The sequence below is a fragment of the Propionivibrio sp. genome, from assembly GCF_047602565.1.
Lineage (GTDB): Bacteria > Pseudomonadota > Gammaproteobacteria > Burkholderiales > Rhodocyclaceae > Propionivibrio.
Genome location: NZ_JASGGX010000001.1, coordinates 3,264,688 through 3,284,103, shown reverse-complemented (window position 1 = coordinate 3,284,103; position 19,416 = coordinate 3,264,688). Strand labels below are relative to the sequence as shown.

Sequence of the window (19,416 nt, the reverse complement as noted above, 5' to 3'; positions counted from 1 at the left end):
GTCCATGCGAAAGAGGGGCGTGCGTTCATGGGCTTCTCCAAAAAAACGGGGCGAACGGCCGGATTACTTCTCGTCTTCTTTCAGAACGAACGTCGATTGCAGCCGGACGCGCGTTGCGGCCGTGGCGCCGAAGCCGACGGCGGTTATCCGGTAATAGAGCTGAACACCGGGCAGGTTCAGCGCCTCGATGATGTAGCGGGGCTGGGCGGCCACGCCCGGCAGGGGCGTGCCATAGGCGGCGCTTTTCTGGCCCGCGCCGCTGCAATTGCCCTTGACCCAGCATTTTTTCTGCTCCGCATCCTGTTCCAGCACGATCCAGACCGGCGTGCAATCGGTCTCGTCGCTTTTCTTGCACTCGTTGGGCAGACACAGGCCGGCCTTGCTGCCTGTGCTGCACCCCTCGACAAAACCGGTCTTGCCCATGATCTTTCCGTCGTCGAGCTCTTTTTCCGCGCCGCGCAACGCCGCCTCGGCGGCCTGGAAAGCGATGTTCCAGTCGCGTGAAGCGCCGACCATTTTTTCTTCGAGGATGCTGGTCCGCATGAGCGCGAACACCAGCATGGTCAGCACGATGAGGAACAGCATGGCGGTGACGAGGACGAAACCGCGTTCTGCGCGCGGCGCGGGTCGGGGAAGGCGGCTCGTCGTCATGATCAGAGAGCCCGGTTGCGCAGGGTGACGAGTTCGGTAAAGACCTTGCGCACACGGCGATCCGTGGCGGTGATCGAGGTGCCGTTGAACTCGTAGGTCTGTGGGGCGGCGCTGATGTTGTCGTTCGGCGTCACGGCCAGGATGGCGATCTTCACCGCGATGACCTGCGACCAATCGGACGGCGTAGCGGTGAATTCGTTGACCGACTGGTCGCCGTTGTTGTCGATGCCGTAGGTGAGTTGCATCTGATCGACGCCATGCACGACCTCCGCGACCGAGAAGGCGTTGCCGGAGCGTTCCATGGACCACAGCGAGTTCACCCCGGTCCCCGCCGGCGAAGGCGCGATGAAGTAGAGCCTAGAGAAGAGGCGATGCAGCGATGCGCCGGAAGGGTATGACGTCCCGACCAAATCCACCGGGTACGTTATCTGTTTGCCGGTGGAGTCGACGCTCGCCGCCTCGAACGCGACGGCGCGGGCATAGGTGGTGGCGAGCAGGTAGTCTCCCGCCCGCAGCGCGGAGGGCGCGGTCGCCACCTTGAACGTCTTGGTGCCGGCGTCGTGCTCCTTGACGATGAGTTCGCCCAGGGGATCGACGCCGAGCAGGAGGAGCGCGTCCGAGCTGGACGAGATATTGGCGGCGGCGGGTCCGCCCGCGCTCTGGATGGCGGTCTTCAAGCCGCCGTCGAGTCCGCCATCGTTGTAGCCGCGAAGCGGATTGGCGAAATCGCGGCGCACGTCCGTACCGCTGATCGCGTTGATGAAACTCGCCGCTTCGTCGCCGTCGCTGCCCCGGAAACCGGCCAGGCGGATGTCGTTCCCGATCATGCCGATCGCGAAGCGCCCCGCTTCCTGCAGGCGCGCGTAGTCGTCCTGGTAGCGATACCCTCCGCGCATGGTGACGTACAGCCCGCCGATGGCGGCGGTCATGAACAGGCCGATGGCCAGCGCGACCATCAATTCGATCATGGAAAGCCCGGCCTGCCGGTTTGCGGCCGGGGAGAAACGGAGCTTCAAGGTACGAATCTCAGCGAGAATGTCTTGTCGGTCGTCCCGGCCTTGCCGTCGTCCCAGGAAACGTGGACGGCATAGACGCCGTCTTTTTCGCAGACGGCGCTGGCCCCTTTGGGCAGCAGCTTCGCCGTGGTACTGAACCAGTCGCACGCGCTGGATGTGGTGCCTCCACATGTCGTCGAAGTGGCCGGCGGTTTTACATGCGCAGTGTTTACCGAACCGTCGTTGGCGCAACTCGAAGCGGAGCCCGGCGTAACGATGTTCTTGTATTTGTTCGCGCCCACGTTCGCCTTGTCGGCGCGCATGCGGTCGGCCATGTCGTAGGCGGACTGGACGGCAATGGTGCGCCACCCGGAACTGGCGTTGGCCTGCAAGCCCTTGAGCATCAGCGAAAGCATTCCCATCAGACCGACGGAGGCGATGACCATGGAGACCAGGACTTCGATCAGCGAAAATCCTCGCTGCCGGGATTTACCGAAATTTCTCTGGCGGGGAGTCATGATGAGCAGTTCTGCGTTCCGGAGGTCACCAGGACCCGGCCGGTTCTGAGTATTTCGATTTTCCGGCCGAAGGCGCCGTCGCGATCGTCGCAGACGGTGAATGAAGCGGTCGACCCCGCCAGCACCGGCGTGCCGTCCGGTCTGAACGGTATGCGGAGGCTTTGCTGAAAGCCGGAAGGAGCGATGGCAATGTTGCCATTCACGTCCAGCAGGCTGGCACGCAGGATGAGAGTCGAATCCGTGCCGATGGAACCCTCCGCCTCCGCAGGGAAGACGATCCGTCCGCTGCCCCAGTTGCCGCCGGAAGGAGCGCATGCATTCCCGCCGGCGTTGCTGGCGCAGAGGACGACGCGCTGCCCTCTCCGCACGGCCTCGGCACGCGCATAGATCAGATCGGACACGAAGTCGTTGGTGGCCACGGTCAGCCGGTTGTTCTTGATGAACGCGGCCATGGACGGCACGGCCACCGCGAGCAGGATGGCCGCCACCGCAAGGGTGATCAGTACCTCAATAAGCGTGAAGCCCTGAGCCCTGAGCCCTGAGCCCTGAGCCCTGAGCCCTGAGCCCTGAGCCCTGAGCCCTGGAGAGTTCTGTCATAGGTTTAAGCATACTCAAAGGTCAATTCTTTACCGCCGCCCATCAGTTGAGGCGCGGAACGAAACCAGCAGGGGAAGTTCGACTTACTTCGGTGCAACGACTGCCGGGGAATCAAGGGCGATCAATGAACCGGGAAAGCGTAGGCGGTATTGTTGCTTCGAACACCGGTATTGTCGTTAGGACGATTCCGAAAGACGGGCTGCGAGCCGTTTTTTTATGCTATCGGGGAATATGTCCACTGTGCGCACAATGATCGATAAATGACTCCATCGTCGAGGACGACCCCAGAGCTGTGCTTTTCGCTCCCTTCCACTGCTTCGCAGTTTCGGCCGGCCTCATGTCGAACGTTGAAGCTTGGAGAGACTTCCGGAAGGGAATCCAGCTAAGTAAGTGGCGTGGATTGATCGCGCCATCCTGTCAGGATTCTTATGACGGGAAGGCCAGCGACTTGATCGTCAACGGCACGATATCGCCGCCGAGGAACGGTTTGCCGATATCGATGTAATCGCCTTCGCTCGTCTGCACTTCGTCGATCGCCGCGATTTCACGTCCGGGCAGACGCGGCTGCAGCAGCATGCCGAGCACCTTGCCGACATCCTGGCGCGACACGATGATGAGCGGATACGACGCACCGGAATGGTTGCCTGCGAACCGCGCCAGCGCCTCCACGCAGCGATCGATGTCCCGATACGAGACCGGCATGTCCGCCGGCAGCGCCAAGGCGTAAAGATCGGAATCGGACGAGATGTCCATTCTCTGCAGCGCCAGGGCCCAGGCGTCCGCCAGTATCGCCTCGCCGTTGGCGGACGTACACTCGCGCCATGAACACGCAGGATGCGCGATCGGCACGTTGCGTATCGGCAATTTGCCGCTATCCAGCCAGATGGTGCTGCCGGACAGGGACAGGCTGTAGGCGCCCGCGCCGATTACCGTGGCCCGCAGGGTGTGTTTTGGCTCGGCCAACGGCAGCGCCTGCATGCCGGCATGCCGCCGCAGCGCTCTCGCCAGGATCGGACCGATATCTCCGAAGACGAGGAGCGGGGACACTTCTTCCGGATGGTAATAGCACGCGCCGACGCCGCCCGAGATATAAACGGCGTCGTACCGGTGTCCCTGGCGCAGGCAGGGCGTCATGAGCAGTTTCCGGGCCAGTTCGGACGGCTGGCCGATGCATGTTTCGTGAATCAGCTCGGCCATGCGCTGCGCCACGCGCTCGATTTTTTGCATGTCGAAGGCACGCTCCGGAAAGCCCGTGCCGAACAGTTCGTCGCAGACGATGGCTGCCGGCGCGTGTACGCGGCGCACCCGGCCGTCGCTCTCCAGTTCGATCAGATGTCCGCCCACGTTCAGGCAGGCGGTATCGACGACGCGCCCGGCTTCGAATACCGCGTAGTTCGACGTGCCGCCGCCGATGTCGACGTTCAGCACGCGGCTGTTGGCCTGGCGCGACATTTCCGCGGCGCCCGAGCCCCTGCCGGCGATGACCGATTCCAGGTGCGGCCCGGCGGTCGCGACGATGAAGTCGCCGAGCTGCTCGGCCAGTCCCATGACCGCGGTCCGCGCGTTGCGCGCCTTCGACGTTTCGCCGGTGATGATGATGGCGCCCGAGGTGATCTGCCCGGTGCTGAATCCCGCTGCCGCGTATTGCTGGAGAATGAACTCGCGCAGTTCGTTTTCCCGGACGTGTCCGGCGTCGTCCAGAGGCGTCCGGATCGTCGGGCTGACATAGAGGATCTCGCGCCGGGAAAACTCATAGAGCGGGACTTGCGATACCGACGCGCGGTTCACGACGTTCAGGCATGAAAAGATCACCTGCGACGTCGTCGTGCCGATATCGATACCGACGCTATGGATTTGCCAGGAAGTCGCCATCGGGTCATTCAAGGGGCGATCCGCCGTGGTTGGCGGCGGACCGCTCATCGTTCTTCAATGCGCGCAGGCCGATGCGGATCAGGCGGCCCGGAGCTGCTTTTCTCCAACCGTGCCGACGGTCGGCTTGGGCGCGACCATCATCGCCACGAAAACGGCCGTCACGCCGCCGACGAGTTTGCCGACGATCACGGGGAAGATCATCGGCGGCATGTTCGCGGCGGTGAAGCCCAGATGATCGCCAAAGGTGAACGCCGCCGACACGCAGAACGCCACGTTGATGACTTTGCCGCGGTCGTCCATTTTGTTCATCATGCCGAACATCGGGATGTTGTTCGCCAGCGTGGCGACCATGCCGGCGGCTGCGGCGTCGTTCATCTTCAGTACCGAGCCGACTTTCATCAGTTGATCGCCGAACCAGCGCGTGATGAGGAACACCATCGGGTAGGCGCCGAGCAGGACGCAGGCGATATAGCCGATCGTCTCGATGGCCCGCAGGATGGCGCCGGGCTTGTCGTCGCCCGTCATGAAGATCGGGTCCATCCCCGGAATGACGGTCACGCCGAGCGTGGTCTGGAAGACGGCGCAGGCCAGTCCGACGGTGATCAACGCCACCAGGAACTTGGCGAAGATCTGGAACCCCGAAATCATTTTTTCGGGAACGAGCTTCAAGCCGATGGCGATCAGCACCGAGATCACGATGACCGGAATCAGGTTCATCAGGATCATGTCGAGCGAAAAGGCGACCGGCTGACCGTCAACCACGATGTTCGACGCCATGGCCACCAGTCCGCCCGCGATGCACCCCAGCGGAATGGTGACGATGCCGGCGAGAATCCCCATGGCCAGGAAGCGGCGATCCTCCTTGTCGATGATGCCGAGCCCCACCGGGATGGAGAAGACGATGGTCGGGCCCATCATCGCGCCCAGGATGAGGCCGGCGTAGAGCCAGGCGGCGACGTCACCGCCGGCCAGTTCCTTGGCGAGGAAATAGCCGCCCATGTCGTTGGCCAGCAGCGTGGTGGCGAACATCGCGGGACTGGCGCCGAGCGCCGTGTAGATCGGCACGACGACCGGCCGCAGGATGTTGGCGAGAACGGGCGCCAGGGCGATCACGCCGACCATCGCGAGGCCCAGGGCTCCCATCGCCATGAAGCCTTCCTCGAACTGCTTGCCGGAACCGCCGATGGCGCGGCCGATGAAGCCCAGGCCGACCTTGCCCAGGACTTCCTCGGTGCCGCCGAATTGATCGAAGACGCGATCCAGCGCCGCGAGCCCCATGAATATCATCATGATCCACATGATGATGACGTTGATATTGTCCATGTTTCCTCCTTATATCGCTAGTTTTCCAAAACCCGAACAACGACAGGCGCTCCCCGGCTTTCTCTCTGCGCCATCGCACCACCTGCAACAACAGAACGCTCGATCCAGCCCTTTCCCGCCAAGCCGACGCTCCGTCGTCCGCTCATCTTTCATAGGCGTGCCGGAACACCTCCATGATCTGTGCCTGGGACGCGGTGCGCGGATTGGTCTCCAGACTGGGGTCCTCCAGCGCGGCATGGGCGAAATCCGAGAAATCGTTGGCTTTGCCTCCCATCTCGCGCAAATTTGCCGGCAGCCCGATTTCGACGATGAGCCGCTGCACGTGCTCGATCGCCTGCTGCGGGTCCAGCAGGCTGCCGCTCAGCGCGTGGCCGATTTCGGCAAAGGCGCGCTTGCAGACCAGGCGGTTGAAGTGCATGACCGACGGCAGCATGATCGCGTTGGCCACGCCGTGCGGGATGCCGTAGGCCGGACCAATCCGATGGGCCATGGCGTGCGACAGGCCCAAGCCGGCGTTGGAGAACGCGATGCCCGCCATGTAGGAGGCCAGCATCATCGATTCGCGCGCCTGCACGTCGCTCCCCTGCCCCACCGCGACCGGCAGGGCTTCGCCGATCAGGGTGATGGCGCGATAGGCCAGCGCCTTCGTCAGCGGCGTGGCGCGGGTCGCCACGTAGGCTTCGATGGCGTGGGTCAGCGCGTTCAACTCCGGTCGCCGCCGTGAAATGGGGCGGCACCCCCAACGTGAGGCAGGCGTCGATGACGGCCAGATCGGGAATCATGTCCGGATGGGCGATCAGGTGCTTGACGTGATCGGCCGGATCGGTAATCACCGTGACATTGGTCGCCTCGGAGCCGGTGCCCGCCGTCGTCGGCACCGCGATGAACGGCATCCTGCGCCGGACGACGAGAGACGGATCGGTCAACGAACGCGCGAGAAAGGCGGCCATCTCGCCGATCCGAAGCTCCGGGTTGGCGGCCAGCACGATGGCGGCCTTCGCGGCATCGAGCGTGGAACCGCCGCCGAATGCCACGGCACCATCGCACCGCGCTTCCGCCAGGCTGCTTGCGATCATTTCGACCGTCGTCGTTTCGGGCTCGCCCGGTTCCTGCCGGAATACGACGCAGTCGATTCCATGCCGCCGCAGCGAGCGGTACATCCCTTCGGCCAGCCCGGCCTGATCGAGCATCGCGTCGATCACCACGAAGACGCGGGCGATCCGGCGTGCCGCGATGGACTCGCCGATGCGCGCGATCGCACCGGGCCCGATGAGCGTGTCCGGCGGCACGGAGAACGACCGCACCGCCCGCGAATTCATGAGGTCGACGGTCTGATGGACGATTCCGCTGACATCCTGCTCGTTCATGCCGTTCCCCCTTGCGAGATGCCGTGCGCGGCGATGGCCAGCGGCGTCAGGAACAGCGGATGCCGGGGCAGGACGACCCGCATGTCGCGAAACATTTGCGCGAACAGCGATTCGACGCCCGGCAGCGCGCAGGAACCGCCGGCCAGGTACAGCGTATCGACGGGATGGCCGCGCGCCGGCCCGCGCAGATGCTCCTGCACGATCGCCGCCATTTTCTCGAACACCGGCCGCACGACCGGCCAGACCTCGGTATCCCGCCGGACGCGCTCGTCCCGCTTGAGCGCCTCGGCCTCTTCGAGCGGGATACGGTGGTGGCCGGCCAGCGCCAGCGAGACGTGATGGCCGCCCGTGGGCTCGTCCCCCGAGTACACGACTTTGCCGCCGTCCACGACGGCGATGCCGGTCGTTCCGCCGCCGATATCCACCACGGCCGCCCGGTCCAGGCGCAGCATGGCGGCGACGGCCGAGGGCTCGTCGATCACCCCGGCGACGTCCAGGCCGGCGGCCTCGACGACGTTGATCGAAATCCGCGGGTCGGTGCCGGGGGGAAACGAGGTCACGGCAGCCTTGGGCAGTTCACCGCCGGCCCAGGCCTTCAGCGCATCCAGTTGCTGCCGGACGATCCGTACCGCGCCGAAAAAGTCCCACACGATGCCGTCGCGCACGACGTCCGCCCAGTCGAGACGGACGGCCAGCGGACGCGCCTCGGCGTCCACCAGCATCGAAACCACGTCGCTGGTTCCCAGATCGATCCCCAGCGCCATCCGGTCCACGACGCCGGGAGCGGCGGCCTGCTTCCGGCGGGCAAGCGCCGCCGCCGACGCCAGGCGCGGTTCGAGCCAGTCCGTGAGGCCGTGGGCGGTCATGGACAAACGCCTACACGATCCGGAAATAGTCGACCAGGACGCAGCGACGCAGGCGGACGAACGTGCGCGCGCTGGTCACTCCTTCGCCGGTCGGCGTCGAAATGGTCATCGTCGTCCAGCCTTCGCCGCCGAACCCCAGTCCGGCCAGACACGGGCCGTTCTTGACGAAGATGCTGGTGTTGATCTCGTTCGCCATGCGATGCAGCGCCTCCAGATTGCGCGAATGCATGGCCGCCGTATGCCGGCAGTTGCCTTCCAGCCGGATGGCCAGGTCGATCGCGCGATCCACGTCCGGAACACGGATCACCGGGATGACGGGCATCATCAGCTCGGTCAGCGCGAACGGATGATCCGCGTCCGTCTCGGCGTACAGCAGGCGCGTGTCCTCCGGGACTTTCAGGCCGATGGCCGCGGCGATCTTTGCCGAGTCGCGCCCCACCCAGTCGCGGCTGACGGTGCCACGGTTGTCGGCGCCGACCTGGGTCAGCAGCACATCCTGCAGTTGCCGCGCCTGCGCGGGTGACAATTCCACCGCCTTATGGCGTGCCATCTCTGCTTTCAGGCTGTCGCACACGCGGTCGACCACCACGACTTCCTTTTCGTCGACGCAAATGATGTTGTTGTCGAACGAAGCGCCCCAGACGATGCTCTTCGCCGCCTTGGCGATGTCGGCCGTCTCGTCCACCACCACCGGCGGATTCCCGGCGCCGGCGGCGATCAACCGCTTGTCGGTGCTCTTGCGCGCCGCATGCACCACGGCCTCGCCGCCGGTGACCACCAGCAGGTGGATGCCGGGATAGCTGAACAGCCGCTGCGCGGTCTCGATATCGGGATTCGCCACCGTCACCACGACGTTGTCGGGGCCGCCCGCCGTCACGGACGCCTCGTTGATCAGCGACACCATGCGCTGCGAAACGCGCTTGGCCGCCGGATGCGGCGCGAACACCACGGAGTTCCCCGCCGATATCATGCTGATCGAATTGTTGATGATGGTCGCCACGGGATTGGTCGATGGCGTTACCGAGGCGATGACTCCCCAGGCCGCGTTTTCGATCAGCGTCAGCCCCTGATCGCCGGTCAGCGCCACGGGCGAGAGGCATTCCGGACCCGGCGTCAATTGCGCCTGGGAGATGTTCTTGGTGATCTTGTCCTCGACGCGCCCCATGCCGGTTTCGGCCACGGCGAGCTCCGCCAGCTCCCGTGCATGCTCCACGGCAATGGCGCGGATTGCCTGCACCACGCGCGAGCGCATGGAAACGGTGCGCAAGGCCTTTTGCGCCTTGGTGGCCTCAGCCACCGCATCGTCCAGCTCGGCAAAAACTCCCGGCGCGATGCGCCCGGCGGAACAGGTCTGGTCGGCTTGCGCCGACATGGAGGCGAGCACGACCCGTACGATCTGTTCAATATCCTGAGTATTTGCGGCCATGACTCACTCCTTTTGTGACTCGAAAACCCTGTCCGGCCTGCAACCGATGGGCGGCGGTGGCGTTTTCATTTGTGAAAAGTCACCTTTCCGCCCGTGACGACTTCATCGACGATGCCGATGACGCTCATGTCGATCGGCACGTCGTTGGCGATCGTCTGGCGCGCCGAACTTCCCTGCACGACCAGCACCCATTCACCGTCTCCCGCGCCGATGCTGTCGGCGGCGACATACGGCTGACCCGCCGCCTTACCCTCGGGATCGATGAAGTTGACCAGCAGCAGGCGGCTCTGCTCGAATCCAGGATGCTTGACGGTCGAGACCACCTGCCCCAAAACGATTGCCAGTCTCATGTTCAGCCTCGTCCGGTTTTTTCCATATGACGGCGCTCCCCAATTCGAGGCGCGGCGGCAACGCATCGGCTCGACGGGAAAGGGCGCGTAGCCTGCCTCTCCGTCATTGCTCATCGCCATGTGGACGCGCCGCTCCCCGCTTCGAGGAAGCGAAGCCGAGATATCCATGCAGCGAAAACGCCGCGCCACAGAAGCGCTGCCCTGCGGCGATCATTGCCGGAGCCGGTTGAACCCTTCGCCCAACCGGTCCGCGCAACAATCGATCAATCGAGGCTCTTCTCCATCTTGATGGGGAAAACCTCCTCCAGATCGCCATGCGGACGCGGAATCACGTGCACGGAAACCAGCTCGCCGACACGCTGCGCCGCCGCCGCGCCGGCATCCGTCGCGGCCTTGCAGGCGGCCACGTCGCCGCGCACCATCGCCGTCACCAGCCCGCCGCCGATCTGCTTGACGCCGACCAGCTTGACGCGGGCCGCCTTGACCATGGCATCGGAGGCTTCGATCAAAGCAACCAGTCCCTTGGTTTCAATCATGCCTAATGCTTCCATTTATACCTCTCCTCGACTAAAGCCCCTTGGGGGGAAAACGATCAAACGACTGAATGGCCCATCCACACGGTCCTGCTCAAAACACCGCTAGGCTGTACGCAACATCGTGTCATCCACGCGGCCAGAAACTCCCTCCGCCTCGCCGGCTTCCAGCGGAGCCCCGTCGGCCATCAGCATGGCCAGCAACGTCACTTCGACCATCTCCTCCGTGCTGCAGCCGCGGGACAAATCGTGCATCGGTCGAGCCAGTCCCTGGATCATGGGTCCCAGCGCCGTATAGCCGCCCAGCCGCTGGGCGATCTTGTAACCGATGTTCCCGGCCTCCAGCGAGGGGAAAACCAGCACGTTCGCATTCCCGCCGACGGGGCTGCCCGGCGCTTTCTGCGCCGCGATCTGCGGCACGATCGCCGCATCCAGTTGCAGATCTCCATCCACGGTCAACTGCGGAGCTCGGGAACGGACGATATCCACTGCCTGACGGACGGCGTTGACGGCGGGATGGTGAGCGCTGCCATGGCTGGAGAACGACAGGAATGCCACCCGCGCCTCGCGCCCTGTCACGCGCCGGTAGTTGGCCGCCGCGCCGATCGCGATGTCCGCCAATTGCTCCGGGGTCGGCTGCGGCACGACGCCGCAATCGGTAAAGATCAGCATCTGCTGCCGCGCCTGGCCGCATGGGCTTTCCGGCGGCAGCATGAAGAAAATCGACGAAACCGTTTTATTGCCTTCGGCCAGGCCGACCGCGTGAATCGCGGCACGCAGCACGTTGGCCGTCGAAGACAGATTGCCGCCGATACACAGATCGACGTCGCCGCAGGCCAGCATGGCGGCGGCGAACCACAGCGGCTCGGAAAGGCGCGCGTCGATCTCCTCGGCGGAAGCCTTCGGCATGCGTTGCCGGAGATGCTCGGCATAGCGCCAGCGGTTCACTGAACGCATGGGATCGATAACCGGCACTCCGGCCATCCCCAGCTGCTTCTGCCAGCAGAAAGCGCGCATCTCGAACGGATTGGCCAGCAAAACCGGTCTGGCATACCCCTGCGTGGACAATTCCCGCACCGCCAGGATCGCCCGCTCGTCCAGGGAATCAGGGAACACCACGCGGCGGGGATTCCGCCGGGCCCGCTCCTTGCAGAGGCGCATCAGTTCCATGCCCCCTCCTTGAGCGCCACGCCCAGCTCCCGCATGGCCGCCATGATCATCAGCACATAGACGGCGCTGCTCAGCCGGTTGAGCCCCTGCATGATGTCGGGCCGCGACACGGCGAAGTCGCGGTCGATATAGATTTCGGCGGCCATCACTTCCGCCTCCCGGATCGCCGCACGCAGCAGATTCAACTGCGCGGCCGGTAATCCGTGCGCGACCTCGGGAACGAGGTGATCATGGCCCAGATGCTTCCATGGATCATGCGAAAGCCGATGGATCGCCTCCGCGTCGTGCGGCCCCATGTGGATCGGAGCCAGCGGGTCACCGGTCACTTCCGCGCGCAGCACGTTGCCAAGGCAGGAACGCACGTCCGCCAGCCCGTGTTCGAGGTGTCCGGAAATACCTAACGCATCCGCTACGGCCTGTTTCGCCCATTCGGCCTGCGTCAATACGGCCCACGCTATCGCAGAATCCAGGTGGCCGCGGAATTTGATGCGCAAATCATTCTTTGCCACCAGCGTATTGGCATCCAGGTGCGTCAGAACGTCGGGCTTTCTTTCCACGTTCTGGTGGCACAGCGCGCATTGCATCGCATGGCGCCCTTCGCCCCGGTTGCGTCCGGTCAGCGGATGGATGGCAGGACGAACAGAAAGATCGACCGCCGCGCCATCGGGTGAGGAGGATTGTTTCTCACCGGCGTACTTGATCTGCAGGCGACGGTCCGAAATCAGCGAACGGGCGGCGGGCGTCAGGCAGGACCCCGCGGGCAGACAGAGTTCCACCCCTTCGGTCATGGCGCCGTGCTCGCGCAGCCAGGTTTCGGTGATGTAGTTTTTCATGCCATCGCCCTATGTGCGGGACTTCAGCACTCCGACCAGTTCGCCGGATAGGCGACGTACAGAAAGTGCACCCGGCTCGGCGTGCCGAACTCGATGCGCGATCCCTTGGGGATGAAAATCACATCCCCCGGTTTTCCGACCACGCATTGCCCTTCGCTGCGGATGTGCAACTCGCCGTCGATCACGTAGTCGACCTCGTCGTAATTGAGCGTCCACGGGAAGAAACACTTCTCCCACTTCATGAAACCCGCCGCGATGGCGCTGCCGTCTTCCGCGGTCACCACGTCGGCGATGCCGACCTGCTTGTCCTCGCCGGCGCCTTCGAACCTGCCCAGGCGGACGGAGGCCCCGCTGATCCGTTTGATGCCGCCAGCGATCCGGTCCGCGTCGTACGTTGGAGAATTTGGCGTGCGATCGTCCCGCTCCTGCCCCGACCCGGGTTTCTTTCCGTTCTGCTCCGCAACCACTTTCTGGACCAGTTGATCCACCGCATCCGCGCTTACCGTCCCTTGCGGCAATTGGGCCAGCACGGCTGCGCGAATCCGGGCCAGGTCACCGTTTACTCCAGTCTCTTGCTGCGACGCCGCGCCGCCGCAGCAATCAGACGCATCCAAAGCGCACGAGGCATCCTCGGCAATGGCGACGCCCAACTGCTCGGCGACCGAGCGTGCCTCCGGCGTGACGATGCATTCGCTGCGCGTCACGGAAATGCGCTTTTTCCCTGCCGCGTGTTCCGCGCGGACCACGCCTGCGGTGACGAGTCGTTTCATGATTTCCCCTGTTCTTCCAATCCGTACAAATAATTCCTGAAAGCCGCCAAGGTCTCGGGCATATAGGTGGAAACCCTGAAAATCCGTTCATGGAACCCATGTCGACGCAGCAAGGCTTCCGCCCCATCGGGATCGGCATCCGGCAAATCGATCTTCGTAATCACCCCCACCACCCGCTTCCCGGCATTGATTTCAAGCAATCCCGGCGGCAGGCGGAATTCCGGATCGTTGCAGGCGTGCACATAGACCAGCGTATCCGCCTCGGCGGCGGTAGTGATCAGGGCGTGATACAGGCGCGGGTGGCTGAAAAATTCGCCCGGCGTGTCCACCATACCGCCCTCATAGTTCATGGCCTGAGTCTTCAAGACAGTCTCCCGACTCCCCGTCAACGCATTGAACAACGTCGTTTTTCCCGCCTCAACGGCACCCAGCAATACAAAGCGATGGCTTGTATCCATCAATCATGTTTTCGTCAAAGGACAAACCGCGTAATCCAGCAAGCTTTGCAGCACCTTCAACGTCTGAACCAGGGACTCTTCGACCGCACCTACCGAACCACAGATCACGAGCGCCCCGGAAAACCGGTCCAGGAATCCGATATGGATCGAGGCCGCCTTGGTCGCCACGTCGCCGGCGATGATGGCCGTCTCCCCTGGCGTCAGGGTCAATATGCCGATGGCCTCGGTTCCCGGCACGCCGATCTTTTTCGCCAGATCTTCGGACGGGTGGGCGATCAGATGCGCCAGAGTCACCTGCTTGCCAGGAACGAACTCCTGAATGATGCGTTCCTTGCCCGCAGGCTTCATGTCATCGTGAAAATCCAGCATATCCGTATCACCGGCACTGCCCGCACGACGCAGGGCCCCAGAACTACCACCGCTTCACCGGAGAGATCGCCACTCCGACGCCCGATTTCCGACAGGCATGCCCGCCGTCTGCCGGTATAGTAGCGCCGCGTTTTTTTGTGCCGCTAACAAAAATCGGCAAGTTTCAGATTCCGGCGGCAGCGACCGGCCGAGCAGGAAAATGGAAGCCTCGGACAGGCGGCTAGGCCGCTGTCCGCCGGAGAATGAATTGGAGTTTTTCCGCTGGAAGGAACCTAACGCCTGCTGTGGCGCAAGGTTTCCGAAGGCAATTCATGAAACAGATTGCGATAGTCCGCCGCGAACTGGCTCATGTGCCAGAACCCCCACGTGGCCGCCACGTCCTGCACGGTTTGCGCATGCGAGGCGCCGCCCTTCAACACTCGCCGGACGACGTTCAACCGCAGCGCCTTGAGATAAGTCACCGGGCAGATGCCAAGAACCTCGTGGAAGCAGTTCTGCAGCGTGCGACGGCTGACATGGAGCTTTTCGCAAAGATCGACGATGGAAATCACCTGATTGGGATGCGACAGCACATACTCTCGCGCACGTGAAACGACCTTCCGGTAGTTCTGGCGGCTGCGGCGCGGCATGTCCGCCTGCGCGGAATCGGCGAGCAGATCAAGCAATCTTGAAACGACTTCTTCCTCCATCAGGCAGCAGGCGGTGGGCGAGATGCCGCCGGTACCGCTGAACTGCCGCAGTTCCTCGAGCGTGCGCACCAGATAGCGCCAGAAATCCATTTTGCGCTCGCGTGAAATGGGGAACACCTCCCCTTTTCGCAGAACTTCCATCAGATCGGGATGATCGGAAATCATCGCGTACCGGTTGAGAACGGATTCGTCGACCACGATACCCAAAATGTCGTAGTCATTCGGCGTCAACAACTCGAAATCCACGCTTCCCGGCCGCACGGAGATCGCATCGCTGCGCAATGGATAAATGTCGATATACGCGTCCGCACTATCGTAACGAGGCAATCCGAACCAGAAGGCCTCGGGCCAGACAATGCACGTCTGCCGAAGCGCCCGGTTGGTGCTCTCGAGAAAGAATTGCGTCCGCCCCAGCCAGATTTCGCTGGTCGCGCCATAAAACTGCCCAGCGCTGATCTGATCGTATTCCTGGTACCACGCCGTGATATTCGCCGCCTGCTCGTCCGCATCGCAGACTTCGCGAACACGCAGCTGACCAGGCGAATCGCCCAGCAGTATGTTCTTTGAATCGCTCTCGCTGCTCGGTATGGCCCCGCCCATCGGAGCCTCATGCGCAGCCGTCGCACTCCGGACTACCGGAGAATATGAAGAGTTATGCATAAAACCCTCCTCACAAGAACGGATCAGGCCAGACATTGTGTCATATGCATATGACTTTCGAGCATAAATAAAATTCTTGATGTATAAGTTGGAGGTGCGTTGACGCAATACCAGGCTCTTCCCTTTTTTAACAGTAGCCCAATATTTTTTAAAAAAGAATAGATCGGCCCGAAGAAACCGCAAACTTGCCGATTTTTGTTATCGCCGCTGAAAAAGTGCGGCGTACCATTTTTACGGCGACTCTTCGATGCTTATTCATCGCAGTGTCGAAATGCGTCTTGTTGTTGCAGCCATTCTTAAAAGACCAGCCTGTAATGATGCGCTTTCCCCGACATCCGTTCCTCTTCATTCCGTAATGGCGACGGCGAAGCCGCCGGCATCTTGCGGCGTTGCCAGCGACGTATTTTCTTGAGGTAACTCACCTATGAAACTCAAGGCTCAGTTGTTTGGACAGGTTTATTCCTTCAAGGACGTCAAGGAGGTTCTCGCCAAGGCGAACGAGCCGCGTTCCGGGGACGTGTTGGCGGGCGTCGCCCCGCAAAGCGCCCGCGAGCGCGTGGCGGCCAAATACGTGCTCTCCGAGCTGACGCTGGCCGATCTGCGCAACAACCCCGCCGTCCCTTACGAAGAGGATTGCGTCACGCGCATCATTCAGGACGACATCAACGAAACGGCCTACGACCGGATCAAGAACTGGTCGGTCAGCGAACTGCGCGAACACATTCTCTGCGACGCCACCAGCGACGCCAATATCGCTTTCCTGCGCAAGGGACTGACCTCCGAGATGGTCGCCGCCGTCGCCAAGATCTGCTCCAATGCCGATCTGATCTACGGCGCCAAGAAAATGCCGATCGTCAAGAAGGCCAACACCACCATCGGTCTGCCGGGGCGCATCTCGGCCCGCCTGCAGCCAAACGATACGCGCGACAACATCGAGAGCATCCGCGCGCAGATTTTTGAAGGTTTGTCGTACGGCGTCGGCGACGCGGTCATCGGCATCAACCCGGTGACCGACAATGTCGAGAATGTTCGCCGCCTGCTCGACACCATTTACGAGATCATCGACAAATACAACATTCCCTCCCAAGGGTGCGTGCTGGCCCATGTGACGACGCAGATCGCGGCCATCAAGCAGGGCGCGCCGGGCGGGCTCATTTTCCAGAGCATCTGCGGCAGCGAGAAAGGTCTGAAGGAATTCGGCGTCACGCTCGACATGCTCGACGAGGCCGTCGAGATCGGCCGCACGCGCAACCGGCTCGCCGGGCCGAACTGCATGTATTTCGAAACGGGGCAAGGCTCCGCCCTGTCCGCCGGGGCGCATCACGGGACCGATCAGGTCACCATGGAAGCCAGGAATTACGGCCTGGCCCGCCATTACGATCCGATGCTGGTCAATACCGTGGTCGGCTTCATCGGTCCCGAATATCTCTACAACGACCGCCAGATCATCCGTGCCGGACTGGAAGACCATTTCATGGGTAAATTATCCGGCATCTCTATGGGCTGCGACACGTGCTACACCAACCACGCGGAAGCCGATCAGAACTCCAATGAGAACCTGATGGTCTTGCTCGCCGCCGCGGGCTGCAACTACATCATGGGCATGCCGCTCGGCGATGACATCATGCTCAACTACCAGACCAGCGCGTTCCACGACACGGCGACCCTGCGGCAGTTGTTCAATTACCGCCCGGCGCCGGAATTCGAGCGCTGGCTGGAAAAACAGGGTTTGATGGAAAACGGAAAACTGACCGCCGCTGCGGGCGACGCCTCTTTCTTCTTCTGAGCGGGGGAGCGATTAATCATGGATCAACGGCAAATCGAAGACATTGTGCGCACTGTCATGGAAAAGATCGGCGGCGGTGGCGCTTCCGGACAGGCGAAAGCCCCGGGCGGCGTGCCCGCCTCGTCGGAAGACGGCGGGGCGCTTCCCGACCTGGGGAGCGACAGCGTGAAAAACTGGATCGGCGTGCAAAAACCGAAGCATGAGGAAGTCCTGCAGGAGCTGAGAAAAAGCACGGCATCCCGGGTGTGCAGCGGCCGTATCGGAGCCCGTCCGCGCACGACGTCTCTCCTGCGTTTTCTGGCGGATCACTCGCGCTCCAAGGATACGGTGCTGCAGGACGTTCCCGGAGAATGGCTGCAGAAAACCGGGCTGCTCGAAGTGCATAGCGAGATCACGGACAAGGACGAGTATCTGACCCGGCCGGATCGCGGCCGCCGCCTGTCCAAGGCCGCCATCGACACGATCAACGCGCAGTGCAAAAGGAATCCGCAGGTCCAGGTCGTCGTTTCCGATGGTTTGTCCACGGATGCGATCACCGCCAACTATGACGAGATTCTTCCGCCGCTGCTCAAAGGTCTGGAAAGCGCGCGCCTCGACGTCGGCACCCCGTTCTTCGTCCGCTACGGGCGCGTCAAGCTGGAGGACCAGATCGGGGAATTGATCGGCGCCAAGGTCGTCATTCTGTTGATCGGCGAACGCCCTGGCCTGGGGCAATCAGAGAGCCTGTCGTGCTACATGGTTTACAGCCCGACAGCCGAGACGGTCGAGGCCGACCGTACCTGCATATCCAACATCCACCACGGCGGCACCCCGCCGGTGGAGGCCGCCGCCGTCATCGTGGATCTGGCCAAGCGCATGCTGGAGCAGAAGGCTTCCGGCATCGCCCTGAATAAATGATCGTATTGGCTTACTGGAGATAATCTCATGGCTGTCCTCGACATCATCAAACCCAGCGTGAAAGCGGTACGATTGATCGCCTCGATCGCTCCGGACATGAAGCAGCAGCTCAAGCTGCCCGCGCACATGAACAGCGTGGGCCTGCTGACGGCGGATTCCGACGACGTCACCTACATTGCCGCCGACGAAGCCACGAAGCAGGCGCAAGTGGACGTCGTCTATGGCCGTTCGCTCTATGCCGGCGCCGCGCACAGTTCCTCGCCCACCGCGGGCGAAGTCATCATCATGCTTGGCGGCCCGTCGCCGGCGGAAGTTCAGGCCGGCCTGGACGCCATGATCGCCACCATCGAGGACGGACCGGCCTTCCGCTGGGCCGATGAGGCGCAGACCACCGCCTTCCTGGCTCATCTGGTTTCGCGCACCGGCACCTACCTGTCGGGGCTCGCCAGCATTCCGGCGGGCAACCCCATCGCGTATCTGATCGCCCCGCCGCTGGAAGCCACCTACGGTCTGGACGCGGCGATCAAGGCGGCGGACGTCACGCTGGCCATGTACGTGCCGCCGCCCTCGGAGACGAACTATTCCGGCGCCTTCCTGACCGGCACGCAGGCCGCTTGCAAGGCTGCCTGCAATGCATTCACGGAGGCGGTGCTGGAAATCGGACGCAACCCCATCCGGCGCGGATGATGTCGGTGAAACGGCTGTCTGCCGGAGGACATTGGAGTCGTGGTGGGTCCAATGAAAATTAATGCGTTCGGACTGATCGAAGTGCGCGGATTGGTCACGGCTGTCGAGGCCGCCGATGCCATGCTGAAATCGGCCAACGTGAGACTGATCCGGCAGCAGCAGACCAATCCAGGGTTGATCACCCTGATCGTCGAAGGCGACCTCGCCGCATGCCGCGCGGCGGTCGACGCGGGGGCCGCGGCGGCCGCCCGGCTCGGCGAAGTCGTCAGCCGTCTTGAGATCGGGCGGCCGGACGACGACACCGAACGGATGGTCCTGTCGCTGATTTCCCGTTCCGACCGCGACGGCGCGGCCTCGCGCGGCGAGACGGCTTCTCCGGCGCACGCTCCCGCGCCCCAGCCAGATGCTGCGGCGACGCCTGCCGTGGCCGACGAGCCACTGTCGGAGCAAAGCGATACGGCCGATCCCGACATCCCGCGCAAGGCCATGCTCGCTTACATCACGTCCAGCGCAAAAGGAAGGAACTGGATGGAAATCATCCGGCGCTTTCCTGAGCATGCCGGCGACAAGCACATTCTGGAGGAGATGGTCAGGCAAGG

General features: G+C 62.9%; 20 protein-coding genes and 3 pseudogenes. 4 read left to right on the top strand and 19 right to left on the bottom strand.

The genetic code is table 11. From position 1 onward, the window contains the following. Window positions 1-63 precede the first annotated feature (63 nt). From QM701_RS15570 to QM701_RS15480, 19 genes and pseudogenes are all read right to left on the bottom strand, one after another. Window positions 64-651 carry a PilX N-terminal domain-containing pilus assembly protein gene (locus QM701_RS15570; RefSeq protein ID WP_415167935.1) on the bottom strand — a complete coding sequence of 196 codons (588 nt, stop codon included), beginning with the start codon at window positions 649-651 and terminating at the stop codon, window positions 64-66. A 2-nt stretch (window positions 652-653) separates the two neighbouring features. Further along, on the bottom strand, window positions 654-1,667 hold the full coding sequence (locus QM701_RS15565) for a PilW family protein (RefSeq protein ID WP_415167934.1): 1,014 nt from the start codon (window positions 1,665-1,667) through the stop codon (window positions 654-656). Continuing rightward, window positions 1,664-2,164, bottom strand: a complete 501-nt coding sequence (gene pilV / locus QM701_RS15560) for a type IV pilus modification protein PilV (RefSeq protein ID WP_415167933.1) — start codon at window positions 2,162-2,164, stop codon at window positions 1,664-1,666. Before pilV ends, QM701_RS15565 begins: the two co-directional genes overlap by 4 nt. Further along, a complete protein-coding gene (locus tag QM701_RS15555; protein ID WP_415169410.1) occupies window positions 2,161-2,616 on the bottom strand; it encodes a GspH/FimT family protein in 456 nt (151 codons plus the stop codon). The genes pilV and QM701_RS15555 overlap by 4 nt, the downstream gene beginning before the upstream one ends. Before the next feature lie 12 nt (window positions 2,617-2,628). After that, a pseudogene (locus QM701_RS15550) lies at window positions 2,629-2,688 on the bottom strand (prepilin-type N-terminal cleavage/methylation domain-containing protein); the annotation flags it as partial. A gap of 499 nt (window positions 2,689-3,187) precedes the next feature. Then, window positions 3,188-4,645, bottom strand: coding sequence for an ethanolamine ammonia-lyase reactivating factor EutA (locus QM701_RS15545; protein ID WP_415167932.1), 1,458 nt, complete (start codon window positions 4,643-4,645; stop codon window positions 3,188-3,190). Between the two features lie 66 nt (window positions 4,646-4,711). Further along, the gene (gene eutH, locus QM701_RS15540) at window positions 4,712-5,956 is read right to left on the bottom strand and encodes an ethanolamine utilization protein EutH (RefSeq protein WP_415167931.1); all 1,245 of its coding nucleotides are present in this window, start codon (window positions 5,954-5,956) and stop codon (window positions 4,712-4,714) included. A 142-nt stretch (window positions 5,957-6,098) separates the two neighbouring features. Next, window positions 6,099-6,662, bottom strand: coding sequence for an iron-containing alcohol dehydrogenase (locus tag QM701_RS15535; RefSeq protein ID WP_415167930.1), 564 nt, complete (start codon window positions 6,660-6,662; stop codon window positions 6,099-6,101). Window positions 6,663-6,723: 61 nt separating this feature from the next. After that, window positions 6,724-7,191, bottom strand: a pseudogene (locus QM701_RS15530) (iron-containing alcohol dehydrogenase); the annotation flags it as partial. Between the two features lie 128 nt (window positions 7,192-7,319). Continuing rightward, window positions 7,320-8,189 carry an ethanolamine utilization protein EutJ gene (gene eutJ, locus QM701_RS15525; protein ID WP_415167929.1) on the bottom strand — a complete coding sequence of 290 codons (870 nt, stop codon included), beginning with the start codon at window positions 8,187-8,189 and terminating at the stop codon, window positions 7,320-7,322. 10 nt (window positions 8,190-8,199) lie between these two features. Continuing rightward, window positions 8,200-9,615: an aldehyde dehydrogenase family protein gene (locus tag QM701_RS15520; RefSeq protein WP_415167928.1), complete on the bottom strand. Its 1,416-nt coding sequence runs from the start codon at window positions 9,613-9,615 to the stop codon at window positions 8,200-8,202. Between the two features lie 65 nt (window positions 9,616-9,680). Next, window positions 9,681-9,965: a EutN/CcmL family microcompartment protein gene (locus QM701_RS15515; protein ID WP_415167927.1), complete on the bottom strand. Its 285-nt coding sequence runs from the start codon at window positions 9,963-9,965 to the stop codon at window positions 9,681-9,683. Window positions 9,966-10,228: 263 nt separating this feature from the next. Continuing rightward, window positions 10,229-10,516 (bottom strand): ethanolamine utilization microcompartment protein EutM, encoded by a 288-nt coding sequence (eutM, locus tag QM701_RS15510; protein WP_415167926.1) that lies wholly within the window; start codon window positions 10,514-10,516, stop codon window positions 10,229-10,231. Between the two features lie 87 nt (window positions 10,517-10,603). After that, complete coding sequence (locus QM701_RS15505) at window positions 10,604-11,668, bottom strand: phosphotransacetylase (RefSeq protein WP_415167925.1); 1,065 nt, start codon at window positions 11,666-11,668, stop codon at window positions 10,604-10,606. Further along, on the bottom strand, window positions 11,659-12,501 hold the full coding sequence (eutT, locus tag QM701_RS15500; RefSeq protein WP_415167924.1) for an ethanolamine utilization cob(I)yrinic acid a,c-diamide adenosyltransferase EutT: 843 nt from the start codon (window positions 12,499-12,501) through the stop codon (window positions 11,659-11,661). The genes QM701_RS15505 and eutT overlap by 10 nt, the downstream gene beginning before the upstream one ends. A 23-nt stretch (window positions 12,502-12,524) precedes the next feature. Beyond that, a complete protein-coding gene (gene eutQ, locus QM701_RS15495) occupies window positions 12,525-13,271 on the bottom strand; it encodes an ethanolamine utilization acetate kinase EutQ (protein ID WP_415167923.1) in 747 nt (248 codons plus the stop codon). Beyond that, a complete protein-coding gene (locus QM701_RS15490; protein WP_415167922.1) occupies window positions 13,268-13,729 on the bottom strand; it encodes a EutP/PduV family microcompartment system protein in 462 nt (153 codons plus the stop codon). Before QM701_RS15490 ends, eutQ begins: the two co-directional genes overlap by 4 nt. Before the next feature lie 3 nt (window positions 13,730-13,732). Beyond that, window positions 13,733-14,077: an ethanolamine utilization microcompartment protein EutS gene (eutS, locus tag QM701_RS15485; RefSeq protein ID WP_415169409.1), complete on the bottom strand. Its 345-nt coding sequence runs from the start codon at window positions 14,075-14,077 to the stop codon at window positions 13,733-13,735. 293 nt (window positions 14,078-14,370) lie between these two features. Beyond that, the gene (locus QM701_RS15480) at window positions 14,371-15,387 is read right to left on the bottom strand and encodes a helix-turn-helix domain-containing protein (protein ID WP_415167921.1); all 1,017 of its coding nucleotides are present in this window, start codon (window positions 15,385-15,387) and stop codon (window positions 14,371-14,373) included. A gap of 484 nt (window positions 15,388-15,871) precedes the next feature. Between QM701_RS15480 and QM701_RS15475 the strand changes: the two genes are divergently transcribed. The 4 genes and pseudogenes from QM701_RS15475 to QM701_RS15460 form a co-directional block, all read left to right on the top strand. Further along, a complete protein-coding gene (locus tag QM701_RS15475) occupies window positions 15,872-17,233 on the top strand; it encodes an ethanolamine ammonia-lyase subunit EutB (protein WP_415167920.1) in 1,362 nt (453 codons plus the stop codon). Between the two features lie 18 nt (window positions 17,234-17,251). Continuing rightward, window positions 17,252-18,130, top strand: coding sequence for an ethanolamine ammonia-lyase subunit EutC (eutC, locus tag QM701_RS15470; RefSeq protein ID WP_415167919.1), 879 nt, complete (start codon window positions 17,252-17,254; stop codon window positions 18,128-18,130). Window positions 18,131-18,157: 27 nt separating this feature from the next. Continuing rightward, complete coding sequence (gene eutL / locus QM701_RS15465) at window positions 18,158-18,817, top strand: ethanolamine utilization microcompartment protein EutL (RefSeq protein ID WP_415167918.1); 660 nt, start codon at window positions 18,158-18,160, stop codon at window positions 18,815-18,817. A 51-nt stretch (window positions 18,818-18,868) separates the two neighbouring features. Next, window positions 18,869-19,135: pseudogene (locus tag QM701_RS15460) on the top strand (BMC domain-containing protein); the annotation flags it as partial. Window positions 19,136-19,416 lie beyond the last annotated feature (281 nt).